Origin of the sequence: Streptomyces sp. DG2A-72, from assembly GCF_030499575.1 — a bacterium.
GTDB lineage: Bacteria > Actinomycetota > Actinomycetes > Streptomycetales > Streptomycetaceae > Streptomyces.
This window is the reverse complement of record NZ_JASTLC010000001.1, coordinates 7,501,241-7,516,162: the sequence shown is the minus strand read 5'-3', so window position 1 is coordinate 7,516,162 and position 14,922 is coordinate 7,501,241. Positions and strand designations below refer to the sequence as shown.

Genomic DNA, 14,922 nt, shown 5'->3' with positions numbered 1-14,922 from the left:
TTTCCACGGAACCGGTCCGGCTCAGCCGGCCGTGGGGCGGCGGCTGTCGGTCTCCGAACACTCCTCGGAGACCGACAGCCGCCGCTCATCCAGCGCATCACCCCTTGCTGACCATCGAGCGGGCGAAGAAACGCAGGTTGGCCGGCTTCTCTGCCAGCCTCCGCATGAAGTAGCCGTACCAGTCGGTGCCGTAGGCGGTGTAGACGCGCATGCGGTGGCCCTGGGCGGCGAGCCGTCGGTGTTCGTCGCTCCTGATGCCGTACAGCATCTGGAACTCGTACTCGTCGGGTTTGCGCCCGGCGCGCCGGGCCAGTTCCTGGGCGATGGAGATCAGGCGCGGGTCGTGGGACCCGATCATCGGGTACCCGTCGCCCTCCATCAGAACCTTGAGGATGCGGACGTACGCCTTGTCGATCTCGTGTTTGTGCTGGTAGGCGACCTCGGCGGGCTCCTTGTACGCGCCTTTCACCAACCGTACGCGGCTGCCGTTCGCGGCGAGGCGGCGGGCGTCGGCCTCGGTGCGGAAGAGGTAGGCCTGGATGACGCAGCCGGTCTGCGGGAAGTCCTTCCGCAGCTCGTCATGGATGGCGAACATCGAGTCGAGGGTGGTGTGGTCCTCCGCGTCCAGGGTGACCGTGGTGCCGATGGCTGCGGCGGCCTCGACGACGGGACGGACGTTGGCGAGCGCCAGTCCGTGACCGCCGGCCAGCGCCTGGCCGAACATCGACAGCTTGACGGACATCTCGGCACGGGTGCCCAGCTCCAGCTCCTTGAGCCGGTCGATGAGCGTCAGGTAGGCGTCGCGGGCGGCCTCGGCCTGCTCGGGGGTGGTGATGTCCTCACCGACGACGTCCATGGTCAGCTCCAGACCCTTGGAGGTCAGGTCCTGAATGATCGGCACGACATCGTCGACCGTCTCGCCCGGGATGAAGCGGTCGACGACCTGCTTGGTCACCGGGGCCGCCGAGATCAGGCGTCGCATCCGGTCGCTGCGCGACGCGGCAAGAATCACGGGACCCAGCACGGGGCACCTCCACAAACAGCAGATAGAACCACCGTGAAACCTAAGGATCCCTCCGATCGTCGGCCATCGACAGCTGTCACGCATCCGTGCCGCAGATCTCAGACAGATGTATGAAGGGCCGGTGATTCTGCGGGAGAATGCCCCCGTGACAGCCGACACTCCATCTTTTAACCGAGGGGACGACTACCAGGAGCTGGTCGACGAGATCTCCGAGTTGCTCGGCGTCCCCGCGACGCTGGAGAACCGCGACTTCGAGCTGATCGCCTTCGGCGCGTACGACAGCGAGGACGAGCTGGATGCGTCCGCCCTGGACCCGGTGCGTGCCCGCTCGATCCTGACCCGGCGCTCGACGGCGGCGGTCCGGGCGTGGTTCGAGGGGTTCGGCATCACGCGCGCGACCGCCCCGGTCCGTATCCCGCCCACTCCGGAGGCGGGGGTCCACCGGGGACGGATCTGTCTCCCCGTACGCCATAGGGGAGTCGTCCTCGGTTACGTCTGGCTGCTCGAAGGCGAGACGGGCCCCACCGAGCAGCAGCTCGCCGCCGCGATGGACGTGACCGGACGGATCGGCGCGCTGCTCGCCGACGAGGCGCAGGCGGGCGCGGATCTCACACGGGAACTGCGGGAAGTGCTGACCGCCGAGCGCGGCTGGCAGCGGGACATGGCGGTGGCGGCACTGCGTACGGCCCTCGGCCCGCGCGGCGAAGGCCTGCACACCGTCGTATGCATCGCGCCCTGGCCGTCGGCCGACCCGGACGACGGCCCGTCGGCCCGTACGGTCCCGCACGCGACGGCGTTGTGCACGGTCCCGTGGGGCACCGCCGGCCAGAGCCTCGCCGTACTGGTCCGGCTGCGGTCACCGGACGCCCGGACCCCGGCGCTCGCGGCAGCGACGCGGCTGCTCCAGGAGGGGGCGGGCGCGGCCGGGGTCGGCGAACCGCGCACCGGTCTCGCCGAGTTGGGCACCGCCTGGCAGGAGGCCTCGGCAGCCGCGCGCGCCGCCCTCGCGGAACCCCGGTTCGGGCCGGTGGCCGAGTGGAACCGCATCGGACCGTACCGGCTGCTCACCTCGCTGCCCCCGGACACCGCCCACGACCCGGCCGTCACCCCTCTCCTCACCCCCGCCCACCGCGACCTCGCCCGCACCGCCGAGGTCTACCTCGACTGCGCCGGCCAGGCCGGCCGCACCGCCGCCGAACTGGGCATCCACCGGCAGACGCTCTACTACCGCCTGTCCCGCGTCGAGAAGCTGACCGGCCTCGACCTGGACGACGGCGAGGACCGGCTGCTGCTGCACATGGCGCTGAAAGTGGCGAGGCTGTAGATCCAGGCACGCTTCTGAAAACGATTGTCATCATGCTACGGTCGTCGCACGTTCAACCTTTGACCACCCCTTTACTCGGAGTGTCCCCGTGCGCGTCCCTGCCCGCTTGCTGTCCCTCACCGCGGTCTCTGCCGCCTCCGCGCTGCTCACCGGATGTTTCTCGGGCTCGGGGGCCTCCGCCGGGGATGACGGCAAGCGGGTCCGCGTCGCGATGATGCAGCCGCCCCGCTCGGGCCTCTCCCCGCTCTCCAACGACGCCTTCAAGCTGTCGCGCTGGTCGGCAGCGGAGACGCTGGTGAAGCTGGACGCGGAGGGCGACGCAGAACCAGCGCTGGCCACCGAGTGGAAGCAGTCCGGACGGACTTGGACCTTCGAGATACGCGACGGCGTCACCTTCCACGACGGAACCGAGCTCGACGCCGAGGCCGTCGTGCGGTCGCTCACCGCCGCGGCCGCCGCCTCCCCCAAGCCCCGCATCCTCGACGGCGTCGAGCTGACCGTGAAGGCGCGGGGCTCCGACACCGTCACGGTCACCACCGCCGACGAGGACCCCCTCGTCCCGCAGCGGCTCAGCTCGCCCCAGCTGTCGATCCTCGCCGCGAAGGCGTACACCGGAAAGACGGTCGATCCCCTCGGCGCGGGCACCGGCCCCTTCGAGCTGACGAAGGTCAACGGCACCGTGTCCGCCTCCCTCGACCGCTATGACGACTACTGGGGCGAGAAGGCCAAGGCCGCCGGTATCGACGTGAAGTTCGTGCCGGACGGCACCGCCCGCGCCGCCGCCCTGCGCAGCGGCGAGGCCGACATCGTCGAGGCCGTGCCGGTGTCGCAGGCGGCGCTCCTGGACGAAGAGCTGATCACCGAGGTGCCGATGCCGCGGACCAACACGCTGTATCTCAACACCGAGAAGGGCGTCTTCAAGGACGCCTCCCTGCGCGCCGCCGCCCGCGAGGCCATCGACGCCGAGTCGATCGTGAAGGGCGTGTACGAGGGGCGCGCCGATGTCGCCGAGGGGCTGCTCGGGCCCGCGCTGCCGTGGGCCGCCGGCCTGCGCACCGAGGTGAAGCGGACGGCGGCGAAGAAGGCGAGCGGCCAGACCGTCACCATCGGCACCTTCACCGACCGCGCCGAACTGCCCGAGGTCGCCGCCACCCTGCAACAGCAGCTCCAGAAGGCCGGCTTCAAGGTGAAGCTGGACGTCCGGGAGTACGCCAACATCGAATCCGACGCGCTGGCGGGCGAGTTCGACGCGTTCATCCTGTCCCGGGCCACCGTCCTCGACTCCGGCGACCCGACCGCGTACCTCTACAGCGACTTCGCCTCCGACGGCTCCTTCAACCTCTCCCAGCTCGCGGACGACTCCGTGGACAAGGCGCTGAAGAGCGCGGGCGAGACCGCGGTGGGCGACGCGCGCCGCAAGGCCGTCATCGCGGCCGAGGCCGCCGTGCTGGCCACCGACGCCGCCGTCCCGATGCTCCACGAGCGTGTGATCCAGGGCGACGCCGCCGGGGTCGTGGACGCCGCGCACGACCCGCGCGAGCGTGAGCTGGTCACGGCGGACACGTACGTCAAGTGAGGCCGACCGCCGCCGGGGTGACCCGGGTTCTCTGTCTCGTCGCGGTCCTGGCCGCCGTAGGCCTGCTGCCCTGGCTCTCCGGCAGGGACCCCGCGCTGACGGTCCTGCGGGCCCGCTCCGCCGAGCAGGAGCCGACGAAGGAGGCGCTGGACGCCGTACGACAAGATCTCGGGCTGGATGCCGGCCCCCTTTCGCTGCTGGGGAGTTGGGCCTCCGATCTGCTGCGCGGGGACCTCGGTCTGTCGTGGGTGTCCGGCACCGAGGTCCTGCCGTCGGTGACCGCCGGGCTCCAGGTGTCGCTGGGGCTGATGGGCGCGGCCTTCGGATTCGCGGTGGTGCTGGCCTGCGTGCTGGTCGCGCCGGTGCTGGTACGGGGGCGGGGGTCGGCCGGGGCGGGGGCCGCGATGCTGGCCGCCGTACCCGAATTCCTGCTGGCCACCGTGGCGTTGCTGGTCTGCGGGGTGTGGCTGGGCTGGCTGCCGACCTCGGGCTGGCAGGGGCCGGAGTACATGGTCCTGCCCGCGCTCGCCCTCGGCGTCCCGGCGGGCGGCGTCCTCGGCCGGCTGGTCGCGGACGCGCTGCCCGCCGTGCTGGACGAGCGGTGGGTGGAGCTGTGGCGGGGCGCCGGGGTGAGCAGGGCGCGCATCTCGGCGGCGGCCCTGCGGCGTGTACTGCCGCCGCTGGTACCGCAGTTCGGGATGGCCGCCGTCGGTCTGACCGGGGGTGCGGTCGCGGTGGAGACGGTGTTCGCGGTGCCGGGCATCGGGCGTACGGCGCTCGGGGCCGCCAAGTCGCAGGACCTGCCGCTGCTCCAGGGGGCGGTGCTGGCCCTGCTGGCGCTGGGGCTGGTGACGGGTGCCGTCGCGGCTCTGCTGCGGCGTCGGCTGCTGGGGCCCGCGCTGCGTGACGCCGAACTCTCCCTGCCGCCGGTCCGGCCGGTCCGTACCCATCCGGCCATCCCGTTGACGCTGTTCGCGGTCCTTGCCGTGGCCATCGTCTGGGGCCTGTTGCGCGACCCGTACGCCGTGAACACCGCCGCCCGGCTGGCCTCGCCCTCCTGGGCGCACCCGCTCGGCACCGACGGACTCGGCCGTGACGTACTGGCCCGGCTCGGGCACGGAGCCGCTCCGACGGTCGGCACGGCGGCGGCCGTATGCCTGGCCAGCCTGCTGCTCGCGCTGGCCCTCGGCTTCCTGCCGGGTGTCGCGGCGGGCGCGTCCGACATCGCGAACGCGCTGCCGCCGGTGATCGTCGGGATCCTGGTCGCGGCTGCCGCCGGGCCCGGCACCGGCGGTGCGGCCTTCGCGGTCGCGCTGATCTCCTGGCCGCCGTTGGCCGCCCATGCGGCGGCGCTGGTGCAGGAGGTGCGCGCGTCGGCGTTCCTCACCGCCCAGCGGGCCATCGGGGCGACGCCGTGGTGGATCCTGACCCGGCATGTGCTGCCGTCCGTGGCCGCGCCGGTCGCCCGGCACGCCCTGCTGCGGCTGCCCGGCATGGCCCTCGCCCTGGCCTCGCTGGGCTTTCTGGGCCTGGGCGCGCAGCCGCCGGCGCCCGAGTGGGGTCTGCTGCTCGACGAGTCGCGCGCCTACGTGGAACGGGCGCCGTGGGCCGCGCTCGCGCCCGCCGTGGCGCTGGCCCTGCTGGCGGGGCTCGCGGTGTCGGGAGCGTCGTATGCGCAGGGAAGGCAAGTCACCCGTGTGAACCGTGTGACCCGTGTCAGGAAGGAGGCCTCCGGTGGAGTCGGACGTGCTGTTGTCGGTGCGTGATCTGCGGATCGCCTTCGACGGGGTGGAGGCCGTGCGCGGGGTGTCCTTCGACGTGCGCCCGCGTGAGGTGCTCGCCGTGGTGGGCGAGTCGGGCGCGGGCAAGTCGCTGACGGCGCGGGCGCTGCTGGGCATGCTGCCGGCGGAGGCGACGACGAGCGGCACGATCCGGCCCGACCTCACGGCCCAGCGCGGGCGCCGTATCGCGCTCGTCCCGCAGGACGCCCTCTCCGCCCTCTCCCCCGTGCACCCGGTGGGCGACCAACTCGCCGCCGCCGTACGGTCGGTGGCCCGCGTCTCCCGCAAGGAGGCACGGGCACGGGCGGTGGCGGCGCTCGACCGGGTGGGGATCCCTGATGCCGGACGCAAGGCGCGGGCGTATCCGCACGAGTACTCCGGCGGCATGCGTCAGCGCGCGGTCATCGCGATGGCCACGGTCAACGAACCGGACATCGTCGTCGCCGACGAGCCGACCACCGCGCTCGACGAGGAGCACCGGGACCAGGTGCTCCGGGTGCTCGGCGAGCAACGCGAGGCGGTCGGGGCGGCGCTCGTGCTGGTCACACACGACATGGACGTCGTACGGGAGCACGCCGACCGCGTGCTGGTGATGTACGCCGGGCGGGTCACCGAACTCGGCCCGGCGGACGAGGTGTTGACGCGTCCCCGGGCCCCGTACACGGCGGGCCTGCTGGCCTCGCTCCCGGACGGCGCACCCAGGCGTCGCCGTCTCCCCGCCCTCCCGGGCACCCCGCCCGCTCCGGGCGCCCTCCCGCCCGGCTGTGCCTTCGCGCCGCGCTGCTCGCTCGCGGCGGACGCGTGTCACGAGACAGAACCGGAGCCCCAGCAGGTTGAGGGGCGGCTGATCGCCTGCCACCACTGGGCCGATGTCCCCGACCTGCTCCAGGAGACGCACCGTGCCTCTTCTTGACGTCCGCGACCTGGTCGTCCGCTACGGCACGGTCACGGCGGTGGACCGCCTGTCCTTCGCGCTGGAGGCGGGCGAGACCCTCGCCCTGAACGGCCCTTCCGGCTGCGGCAAGTCGTCCACCGCGCTGGCCGTGCTCCAGCTGCGCCGCCCCGACGGCGGCGAAGTGCACTTCGAAGGACGGGAGTTGACGGGCCTGACGGACCGCGAACTGCGCCCTCTGCGCCCCCGGATGCAGCCGGTCTTCCAGGACCCGTACGGCTCCCTGAGCCCCCGCCACCGCATCCGCGACGCGATCGCCGAGCCCCTGAAGATCCACGGCCGCTGGACCGCCACCGACGGCCCCGCCCGGGTGGCCGAACTCCTCGACCGGGTCGGCCTCGACGCCTCGTACGGCGACCGCCACCCGCACGAACTCTCCGGCGGCCAGTGCCAACGCGCCGGAATCGCCCGCGCGTTGGCCTCCGACCCACGCCTGCTGGTCCTCGACGAGCCGGTGTCGGCCCTGGACCCGTCCGTCCGCGCCGGCGTGCTGAACCTGCTCGCCGACCTCCAGGACGACCTCGGCCTCGGCTACCTGTTCATCTGCCATGACCGGGCGGTGGTACGGCACTTCGCGGACCGGGTCGTGGAGATGCGGGACGGGCGAGTCACTTCCGAGTGGCGGCCTCGATCACCTGACGCAGTCCCTCGGTGAGTTGCTCCGCGCCGGGCGCGGTCTTGGGGTCGAAGGTCCACTGGGCGATGAGGCCCGTCATCAAGGTCACGTAGAACATGCCGAGGGTGTCCGCGGTCTCGTCCGGGACATCCTCCTCACGCCCGCCCATGAGCAGCGGGATCAGGCCGCGCCCGGCCTCCCGCTGGGCGCGCGCCAGGTGATCGCGAACCTCGGGCAACTGGTTGCCCATGGTGATCACCTCCGTGCTGAGCCGCCACATCGGATCCCTCAGGGTGCCGATGATGTTCGCCCACACCTCCTGGAACCGGTCGACCGAGCCGGCCTCGGTGGCACTCCCGACGGTCCCGTCACCCTCGAAGGCGTCGCCCATCTCCTCGACCAGCGCCACGTACGCCTGCACCAGCAACGCGCCCTTCGAGCCGTAGTGATAACCGATCGACGCCAGGTTCGTCCCCGACTCCTTGACGATGTCGCGCGCGGTCGTGCGCACGAATCCCTTCGCCAGCAGGCAGCGCTTGGCGCCTTCGAGCAGATCCTCACGGTGTCCCATGACGCCCACATTACCCCGGATCCATACACCCGTCCTATACAGCCGTCATAGACAAACGTTTAAGACGTGCGTACATTCACCGGCATGACAACGAACACGACTCCACCCACCCGTGCCGGCCGCCGCGAATGGACGGCGCTCGGCGTGCTGATGCTGCCGTTGCTGCTGGTGTCGATGGACGTCTCGGTCCTCTACTTCGCCATCCCGGCGATCAGCGCGGACCTGGAGCCGACCGGCACCCAGCAGCTGTGGATCTTCGACATCTACGCGTTCGTGCTGGCCGGCCTGCTGATGACGATGGGCTCGATCGGCGACCGCATCGGCCACCGCCGACTCCTGCTGATCGGCGCCGCCGCCTTCGGCACCGCCTCGCTGGTGGCGGCGTACGCGAACAGCGCGGAGACCCTGATCGCCGCCCGCGCGCTCCTCGGCATCGGCGGCGCGACCCTGATGCCGTCGACGATGGCCCTGCTGCGCACGATGTTCACCGACCCCGGGCAGCGTGCGAAGGCGATCGGCATGTGGTCCGGCGTGATGACGGCCGGGATCGCGCTCGGCTCGGTGATGAGCGGGGTGCTGGTCGAGTTCTTCTGGTGGGGCTCGGTCTTCCTGGTCAACCTGCCCGCCATGGCCCTGCTGCTGGCCCTCGGCCCGATCCTGCTCCCCGAGTCGAGGAACCCCTCTCCCGGCCGGTTCGACTGGCTGAGCATCCCGCTGTCCATGGCGGCCGTGCTCCCCGTGATCTACGGCCTGAAGGAGATCCCGTCCGAGGGCTGGAACGTCCGCTACGTCGTCTCGATCACCGTCGGCCTGCTCTTCGCGGCCCTCTTCGTCCACCGCCAGCGCACGGCCGCGGCGCCGATGATCTCCCCGGCCCTGTTCCGCGGACGGGGTTTCGCACCCTCCGTGGGCCTCAACCTGGCCTGCATGTTCGGGGTGATGGGCTCGGCCTACTTCACCACGCAGTATCTGCAGTCGGTGCTCGACAAGAGCGCGCTGGAGGCGGCCCTGTGGGCGCTGCTGCCGTCGGTGCCGATCGGTGCGGCGGCACCGGTCGCGACCCAGCTGGTGCAGAAGGGCGTGGACCGCGGCTATGTCGTCACCGGGGGCTTTGTGATCGCCGCCTCGGGCTTTGGACTGCTGTCCCTCGCCGGTACGGACTCACTGTGGCTGGTGCTGGCCGCGTGCGCGGTGCTCGCCGTCGGCGGAGTCGTGGTGATGTCCCAGATCATGGACCTGGCGATGGGCGCCGCCCCGGTGGAGCGGGCGGGCTCCGCTTCCTCCCTGATGGAGACCGCCGGAGAGTTCGGCGGCGCCCTCGGCATGGCCGTCCTCGGCTCCATCGGTACGGCGGTCTACCGCCACGAGATCCCGGCCTCGGCACCCGATGTGGCCCAGGAGACGCTGGGCGGAGCGCTGGCGGTCGCCGACCGGGCCCCGGGGCTGGCCACGGCCGCGCGGGAGGCGTTCACCAGCGGGATGCAGGGCGCGGCGATCGCGGGAGCGGTGGTGCTCACCGGTGCGGCCGGGCTGGCGGCGGTGACGCTGCGGCGGGTCGAGCTGCGGGAGCGGGCATGCGAAACGCCGGACGAGCCGAGAAACCTCAGCTCGTCCGGCGTTTGAGACAACCTCAGGCCAGGTTCACCGCGCGAGCGGACGTCGCCCCGATCTCCGCCTCGACCTCGGCCAGCACCCCGGAGGGCACCGTGTCGTCGACCGTCAGGACGGCCAGCGCCTCACCACCGGCGACGGCCCGCGACACCTGCATGCCGGCGATGTTGATGCCCGCCTCGCCGAAGATACGGCCGACGGTGCCTACGACACCCGGCCGGTCCTCGTAGCGCAGGACCACCATGTGGTCGGCGAGCGCGAGGTCGACGTCGTAGTCGCCGACCGCGACGATCTTCTGCAGGTGCTTGGGACCGGCCAGCGTGCCGGAGACCGAGACCTCCTCGCCGCTGCCGAGCGTGCCGCGCACGGTGACGACGTTGCGGTGGTCGGGGGACTCCGAGCTGGTGGTCAGCCGCACTTCGACGCCGCGCTCCTGGGCGAACAGCGGGGCGTTGACGTACGACACGGTCTCGTCGACGACGTCCTCGAAGACACCCTTGAGGGCGCTGAGCTCCAGCACCTTCACATCGTGCTGGGTGATCTCGCCGTACACCTCGACGTCGAGGCGGACGGCGACCTCACCGGCGAGCGCGGTGAAGATCCGGCCGAGGCGCTCGGCGAGCGGGAGGCCCGGCTTGACGTCCTCGGCGATGACGCCGCCCTGGACGTTCACCGCGTCCGGGACCAGCTCACCGGCGAGCGCGAGGCGCACCGAGCGGGCGACGGCGATACCGGCCTTCTCCTGCGCCTCGTCGGTGGAGGCACCGAGGTGCGGAGTGCTGACCACCTGGTCGAACTCGAACAGCGGCGAGTCCGTGCAGGGCTCCTTCGCGTACACGTCGAGACCGGCACCGGCGACCCGGCCCTCCTTGAGGGCGGAGTACAGCGCCTCCTCGTCGACGATCCCACCGCGCGCGGCGTTGACGATGCGCACGCTCGGCTTGACCTTGCGCAGCGCCTCGTCGCCGATCAGCCCCAGGGTCTCGGGCGTCTTGGGCAGGTGGACGGTGATGAAGTCGGACACCTCGAGCAGCTCGTCCAGCGACAGCACCTTGACGCCCATCTGCGCGGCCCGCGCGGGCTGCACGTAGGGGTCGTAGGCGACGACCTTCATGCCGAACGCCGACATGCGCTGGGCGACGAGCGCGCCGATGCGGCCGAGCCCGACCACGCCGAGGGTCTTCTCGGCCAGCTCCACGCCGGTGTACTTGCTGCGCTTCCACTCGCCGTTCTTCAGCGCGGCGTTCGCCTGCGGGATGTTGCGGGCGGTGGCGAGGATCAGACCGCAGGCCAGCTCGGCGGCGGTCACGATGTTCGAGGTGGGGGCGTTGACGACCATCACGCCGGCCTTGGTGGCGGCGGAGACGTCCACGTTGTCCAGGCCGACGCCGGCTCGTGCGACGACCTTCAGTTTGCTCGCGGCGGCGATCGCCTCGGCGTCCACCTTCGTGGCCGAGCGGATCAGGATCGCGTCGACGTCGGCGATGGCGGGGAGCAGTTCGGCTCGGTCTGCTCCGTTGCAATGCCGGATTTCGAAGTCCGGTCCCAACGCGTCGACGGTGGCGGGCGACAGCTCTTCAGCAATGAGTACGACGGGGTTCGAGCTCACGTGAGTCCTCACATGTCCAATGCGGACGGCCGTCCCGACGGCCGCATGCGGTGGAGGGGTGCTTGGCCGCGTGGAGACGCACGACGCTGTGGGCCTGACGCGTATGTAGTACGGCAGTGTAGTGGCGCGGCGGAGGTCGTCTTACGGCTCTGCGGAAGGATCACCCGGACGTGGCGTCCATCAATTCAGCCCCTCCGGCGTTTGAGGAGCGGGGTCAGGGGCAGAGCCCCGCGACGGCGCCCCGAAACCGGCCGCACCGTCGCGGAGCGCTCGGCTCACGCGTCTTCGTCGTTCACCCACGACATGAGCTTGCGCAGCTCCTTGCCGGTGGTCTCCAGCAGGGACTCGGCGTCCTGCTGCTTGTACTCGTTGTACTTCTTCAGACCGCCGTGGTACTCGGCCATCCACTCACGCGCGAAGGTGCCGTCCTGGATCTCCGCGAGGACCTTCTTCATCTCGGCCTTGGTGGCGTCGGTGATGATCCGCGGGCCGGTGACGTAGTCGCCCCACTCGGCGGTCTCGGAGACGGACCAGCGCATCTTCTCCAGGCCGCCCTCGTACATGAGGTCGACGATCAGCTTCAGCTCGTGCAGGCACTCGAAGTACGCGATCTCCGGCTGGTAGCCCGCCTCGGTCAGCGTCTCGAAACCGGCCTTGACCAGCGCGGCCGTACCACCGCAGAGGACGGCCTGCTCACCGAACAGGTCGGTCTCGGTCTCCTCCGTGAACGTCGTCTTGATGACACCGGCGCGGGTGCCACCGATGCCCTTGGCGTACGACAGGGCCAGCGCGAAGGCGTTGCCCGTCGCGTCCTGCTCGACGGCGGCGATACACGGAACGCCGCGGCCCTCCTCGTACTGGCGACGCACCAGGTGGCCCGGGCCCTTGGGGGCGACCATGCAGACGTCGATGCCGGCCGGCGGCTTGATGAAGTCGAAGCGGATGTTCAGGCCGTGGCCGAAGAACAGGGCGTCGCCGTCCTTGAGGTTGTCCTTGATGGACTCCTCGTAGACCTGGGCCTGGATCGGGTCCGGGACCAGGATCATGATCACGTCGGCCTCGGCGGCGGCCTCGGCCGGGGTCACCACGCGCAGCCCCTGCTCCTCGGCCTTCGCCTTGGACTTGGAGCCCTCGTGCAGACCGACCCGGACGTCGACACCCGAGTCACGGAGCGACAGCGCGTGGGCGTGGCCCTGGCTGCCGTAACCGATGACCGCGACCTTGCGGCCCTGGATGATGGACAGGTCGGCGTCGGCGTCGTAGAACAGCTCGGCCACTTTGGGTTCTCTCCTTGTGTGCAGGTGTTGCGTCCCACCGTATGACGGCGGGCTGAAGGGAAGTCTGCGGGTCTCGGTATACGGGCGGCCGGTGTCCCCCGGCCGCCCGTGTCCGTCGTTATGCCGACCGGTCCAGGGCGCGCAGCGACCGGTCCGTGATCGAACGCGCACCGCGGCCGATCGCGATCGTGCCGGACTGGACCAGCTCCTTGATGCCGTACGGCTCCAGCATCTTGAGCATGGCGGACAGCTTCTCGCTGCTGCCGGTGGCCTCGATGGTGACGGCCTCCGGGGAGACGTCGACGGTCTTGGCGCGGAACAGCTGGACGATCTCGACGATCTGGGAGCGCGTCTCGTTGTCGGCGCGCACCTTCACCAGAACGAGTTCGCGCTGAACGGCCGAACCGGGTTCCAGTTCAACGATCTTCAGCACGTTGACGAGCTTGTTGAGCTGCTTGGTCACCTGCTCCAGCGGCAGGTCCTCGACGCCCACCACGATGGTGATGCGGGAGATGTCGGGGTGCTCGGTGACGCCGACGGCGAGCGAGTCGATGTTGAAGCCGCGACGGGAGAACAGGGCGGCGATCCGGGCGAGGATGCCCGGCGTGTTCTCCACCAGGACGGAGAGCGTGTGCTTGGACATGGTCTTTTTACGTCTCTCTCGCTCAGTCGTCTTCGTTGTCGCCGAAGTCGGGGCGGACGTCCCGGGCGGCCATGATCGTGTCGTTCGAGGTACCGGCGGCGACCATAGGCCACACCATCGCGTCCTCGTGGACGATGAAGTCGACGACGACCGGGCGGTCGTTGATCGAGTTCGCCTCCTCGATGACCTTGTCCAGGTCGGCCGGGTCCTCGCAGCGGATCGCGTAGCAGCCCATGGCCTCGGACAGCTTCACGAAGTCGGGGACGCGGGTGCCGGCGCTGGGCTGCTTGCCGTCGGCCTCCGGGCCGCTGTGCAGCACGGTGTTGGAGTAGCGCTGGTTGTAGAAGAGGGTCTGCCACTGGCGGACCATCCCGAGGGCGCCGTTGTTGATGATGGCGACCTTGATCGGGATGTTGTTCAGGGCGCAGGTGGTGAGTTCCTGATTGGTCATCTGGAAGCAGCCGTCGCCGTCGATCGCCCAGACCGTGTGGTCCGGGGCTCCGGCCTTGGCGCCCATCGCGGCCGGGACCGCGTAGCCCATCGTCCCGGCGCCGCCGGAGTTGAGCCAGGTCGCGGGCTGCTCGTACTCGATGTAGTGCGCGGCCCACATCTGGTGCTGGCCCACGCCCGCGGCGAAGATCGTGCCCTGCGGCGCGAGCTGACCGATGCGCTGGATGACCTGCTGCGGGGAGAGCGAGCCGTTGTCGGGCTGCTCGTAGCCCAGCGGGTAGGTCTCGCGCCAGCGGTTCAGGTCCTTCCACCAGGCGCTGTAGTCGCCGGTGCTGCCCTCGCTGTGCTCCCTCTGCACGGCCTGGACCAGATCGGCGATGACCTCGCGGGCGTCACCGACGATCGGCACGTCGGCGGCGCGGTTCTTGCCGATCTCGGCCGGGTCGATGTCGGCGTGGACGATCTTGGCGTACGGGGCGAAGCTGTCCAGCTTGCCGGTGACGCGGTCGTCGAAGCGGGCTCCGAGGGCGACGATCAGGTCGGCCTTCTGCAGCGCGGTGACGGCGGTGACCGCACCGTGCATGCCCGGCATTCCCACGTGCAGCGGGTGGCTGTCGGGGAATGCGCCGAGCGCCATCAGGGTGGTGGTGACGGGCGCTCCGGTGAGTTCCGCGAGGACCTTCAGCTCGGCGGTGGCCTGCGCCTTGAGGACGCCGCCGCCGACGTAGAGCACGGGCCGCTTGGCGGAGGTGATCAGCTTGGCGGCCTCACGGATCTGCTTGGCGTGCGGCTTGGTGACGGGCCGGTAGCCGGGCAGGTCCATGCTGGGCGGCCAGGAGAAGGTGGTCTGCGCCTGGAGGGCGTCCTTGGCGATGTCGACCAGGACCGGCCCCGGGCGGCCGGTGGCGGCGATGTGGAACGCCTGCGCGATCACCCGGGGGATGTCCTCGGCCTTGGTGACCAGGAAGTTGTGCTTGGTGATCGGCATGGTGATGCCGACGATGTCCGCCTCCTGGAAGGCGTCCGTGCCGATCGCTTTGGAGGCGACCTGCCCGGTGATCGCGACCATCGGCACGGAGTCCATGTGGGCGTCGGCGATCGGCGTGACCAGGTTGGTGGCGCCGGGGCCGGAGGTCGCCATGCAGACACCGACCTTGCCGGTGGCCTGCGCGTAACCGGTGGCGGCGTGGCCGGCGCCCTGCTCGTGGCGGACCAGGACGTGGCGGACCTTGGCGGAGTCCATGAGCGGGTCGTACGCCGGAAGGATCGCGCCGCCGGGAATGCCGAATACCGTGTCGGCGCCGACCTCCTCGAGAGAGCGGATGAGGGACTGCGCACCCGTCACCTGCTCGGGGGCGGACTGGTGTCCTCCGGAACGGGGCCGCGGCTGCGGATGATGGGCCCCGGTGGCCTGCTCGGTCATCGGCATTCTCTTCTCGATGCTGAGGGTTTTTGCGAAGTTCGTGCGGTGTGCGGCTGCTGTACGAC

12 protein-coding genes are annotated in these 14,922 nt (G+C 70.8%); 6 read left to right on the top strand and 6 right to left on the bottom strand.

Features of this window, described 5'->3' with window-relative positions; all coding sequences use genetic code 11:
* Positions 1 to 97: 97 nt before the first annotated feature.
* Positions 98 to 1,024 carry a proline dehydrogenase family protein gene (locus QQY66_RS35890; RefSeq protein WP_301984493.1) on the bottom strand — a complete coding sequence of 309 codons (927 nt, stop codon included), beginning with the start codon at positions 1,022 to 1,024 and terminating at the stop codon, positions 98 to 100.
* 106 nt (positions 1,025 to 1,130) lie between these two features.
* Here QQY66_RS35890 and QQY66_RS35885 point away from each other — a divergent pair, with 106 nt between their 5' ends.
* The 5 genes from QQY66_RS35885 to QQY66_RS35865 all read left to right on the top strand — a co-directional run bounded on the left by QQY66_RS35885 (position 1,131) and on the right by QQY66_RS35865 (position 7,312).
* Positions 1,131 to 2,348: a CdaR family transcriptional regulator gene (locus QQY66_RS35885; RefSeq protein WP_301984492.1), complete on the top strand. Its 1,218-nt coding sequence runs from the start codon at positions 1,131 to 1,133 to the stop codon at positions 2,346 to 2,348.
* Positions 2,349 to 2,436: 88 nt separating this feature from the next.
* Positions 2,437 to 3,924, top strand: a complete 1,488-nt coding sequence (locus QQY66_RS35880; protein WP_301984491.1) for an ABC transporter substrate-binding protein — start codon at positions 2,437 to 2,439, stop codon at positions 3,922 to 3,924.
* The gene (locus tag QQY66_RS35875) at positions 3,921 to 5,690 is read left to right on the top strand and encodes an ABC transporter permease subunit (protein ID WP_301984490.1); all 1,770 of its coding nucleotides are present in this window, start codon (positions 3,921 to 3,923) and stop codon (positions 5,688 to 5,690) included. Before QQY66_RS35880 ends, QQY66_RS35875 begins: the two co-directional genes overlap by 4 nt.
* Positions 5,659 to 6,618, top strand: coding sequence for an ABC transporter ATP-binding protein (locus tag QQY66_RS35870; RefSeq protein WP_301984489.1), 960 nt, complete (start codon positions 5,659 to 5,661; stop codon positions 6,616 to 6,618). Before QQY66_RS35875 ends, QQY66_RS35870 begins: the two co-directional genes overlap by 32 nt.
* Positions 6,575 to 7,312, top strand: coding sequence for a dipeptide/oligopeptide/nickel ABC transporter ATP-binding protein (locus tag QQY66_RS35865; RefSeq protein WP_301984488.1), 738 nt, complete (start codon positions 6,575 to 6,577; stop codon positions 7,310 to 7,312). The genes QQY66_RS35870 and QQY66_RS35865 overlap by 44 nt, the downstream gene beginning before the upstream one ends.
* Here the strand turns inward: QQY66_RS35865 and QQY66_RS35860 are convergent.
* Entirely contained in the window at positions 7,266 to 7,844 is a 579-nt protein-coding gene (locus tag QQY66_RS35860) for a TetR/AcrR family transcriptional regulator (RefSeq protein ID WP_301984487.1), read from the bottom strand. The genes QQY66_RS35865 and QQY66_RS35860 overlap by 47 nt on opposite strands.
* A gap of 84 nt (positions 7,845 to 7,928) precedes the next feature.
* Here QQY66_RS35860 and QQY66_RS35855 point away from each other — a divergent pair, with 84 nt between their 5' ends.
* Positions 7,929 to 9,467 (top strand): MFS transporter, encoded by a 1,539-nt coding sequence (locus QQY66_RS35855; RefSeq protein WP_301984486.1) that lies wholly within the window; start codon positions 7,929 to 7,931, stop codon positions 9,465 to 9,467.
* Positions 9,468 to 9,474: 7 nt separating this feature from the next.
* Here QQY66_RS35855 and serA read toward each other — a convergent pair whose 3' ends face one another.
* The 4 genes from serA to QQY66_RS35835 form a co-directional block, all read right to left on the bottom strand.
* Positions 9,475 to 11,064 carry a phosphoglycerate dehydrogenase gene (gene serA, locus QQY66_RS35850; protein WP_301984485.1) on the bottom strand — a complete coding sequence of 530 codons (1,590 nt, stop codon included), beginning with the start codon at positions 11,062 to 11,064 and terminating at the stop codon, positions 9,475 to 9,477.
* Positions 11,065 to 11,339: 275 nt separating this feature from the next.
* Positions 11,340 to 12,341 carry a ketol-acid reductoisomerase gene (ilvC, locus tag QQY66_RS35845; RefSeq protein ID WP_301984484.1) on the bottom strand — a complete coding sequence of 334 codons (1,002 nt, stop codon included), beginning with the start codon at positions 12,339 to 12,341 and terminating at the stop codon, positions 11,340 to 11,342.
* A 118-nt stretch (positions 12,342 to 12,459) separates the two neighbouring features.
* Entirely contained in the window at positions 12,460 to 12,984 is a 525-nt protein-coding gene (gene ilvN / locus QQY66_RS35840; protein WP_187821043.1) for an acetolactate synthase small subunit, read from the bottom strand.
* A 22-nt stretch (positions 12,985 to 13,006) separates the two neighbouring features.
* Entirely contained in the window at positions 13,007 to 14,863 is a 1,857-nt protein-coding gene (locus tag QQY66_RS35835) for an acetolactate synthase large subunit (RefSeq protein WP_301984483.1), read from the bottom strand.
* Positions 14,864 to 14,922 lie beyond the last annotated feature (59 nt).

What these genes read in the sequence shown, in the direction of transcription:
- QQY66_RS35885 (WP_301984492.1), top strand. Translation starts at nt 1,131, where the DNA reads ATGTATGAAGGGCCGGTGATTCTGCGGGAGAATGCCCCCGTGACAGCC.
- QQY66_RS35865 (WP_301984488.1), top strand. Translation starts at nt 6,575, where the DNA reads ATGTCCCCGACCTGCTCCAGGAGACGCACCGTGCCTCTTCTTGACGTC.
- QQY66_RS35860 (WP_301984487.1), bottom strand. Translation starts at nt 7,844, where the DNA reads ATGGGACACCGTGAGGATCTGCTCGAAGGCGCCAAGCGCTGCCTGCTG.
- QQY66_RS35855 (WP_301984486.1), top strand. Translation starts at nt 7,929, where the DNA reads ATGACAACGAACACGACTCCACCCACCCGTGCCGGCCGCCGCGAATGG.
- ilvN (WP_187821043.1), bottom strand. Translation starts at nt 12,984, where the DNA reads ATGTCCAAGCACACGCTCTCCGTCCTGGTGGAGAACACGCCGGGCATC.
- QQY66_RS35835 (WP_301984483.1), bottom strand. Translation starts at nt 14,863, where the DNA reads ATGCCGATGACCGAGCAGGCCACCGGGGCCCATCATCCGCAGCCGCGG.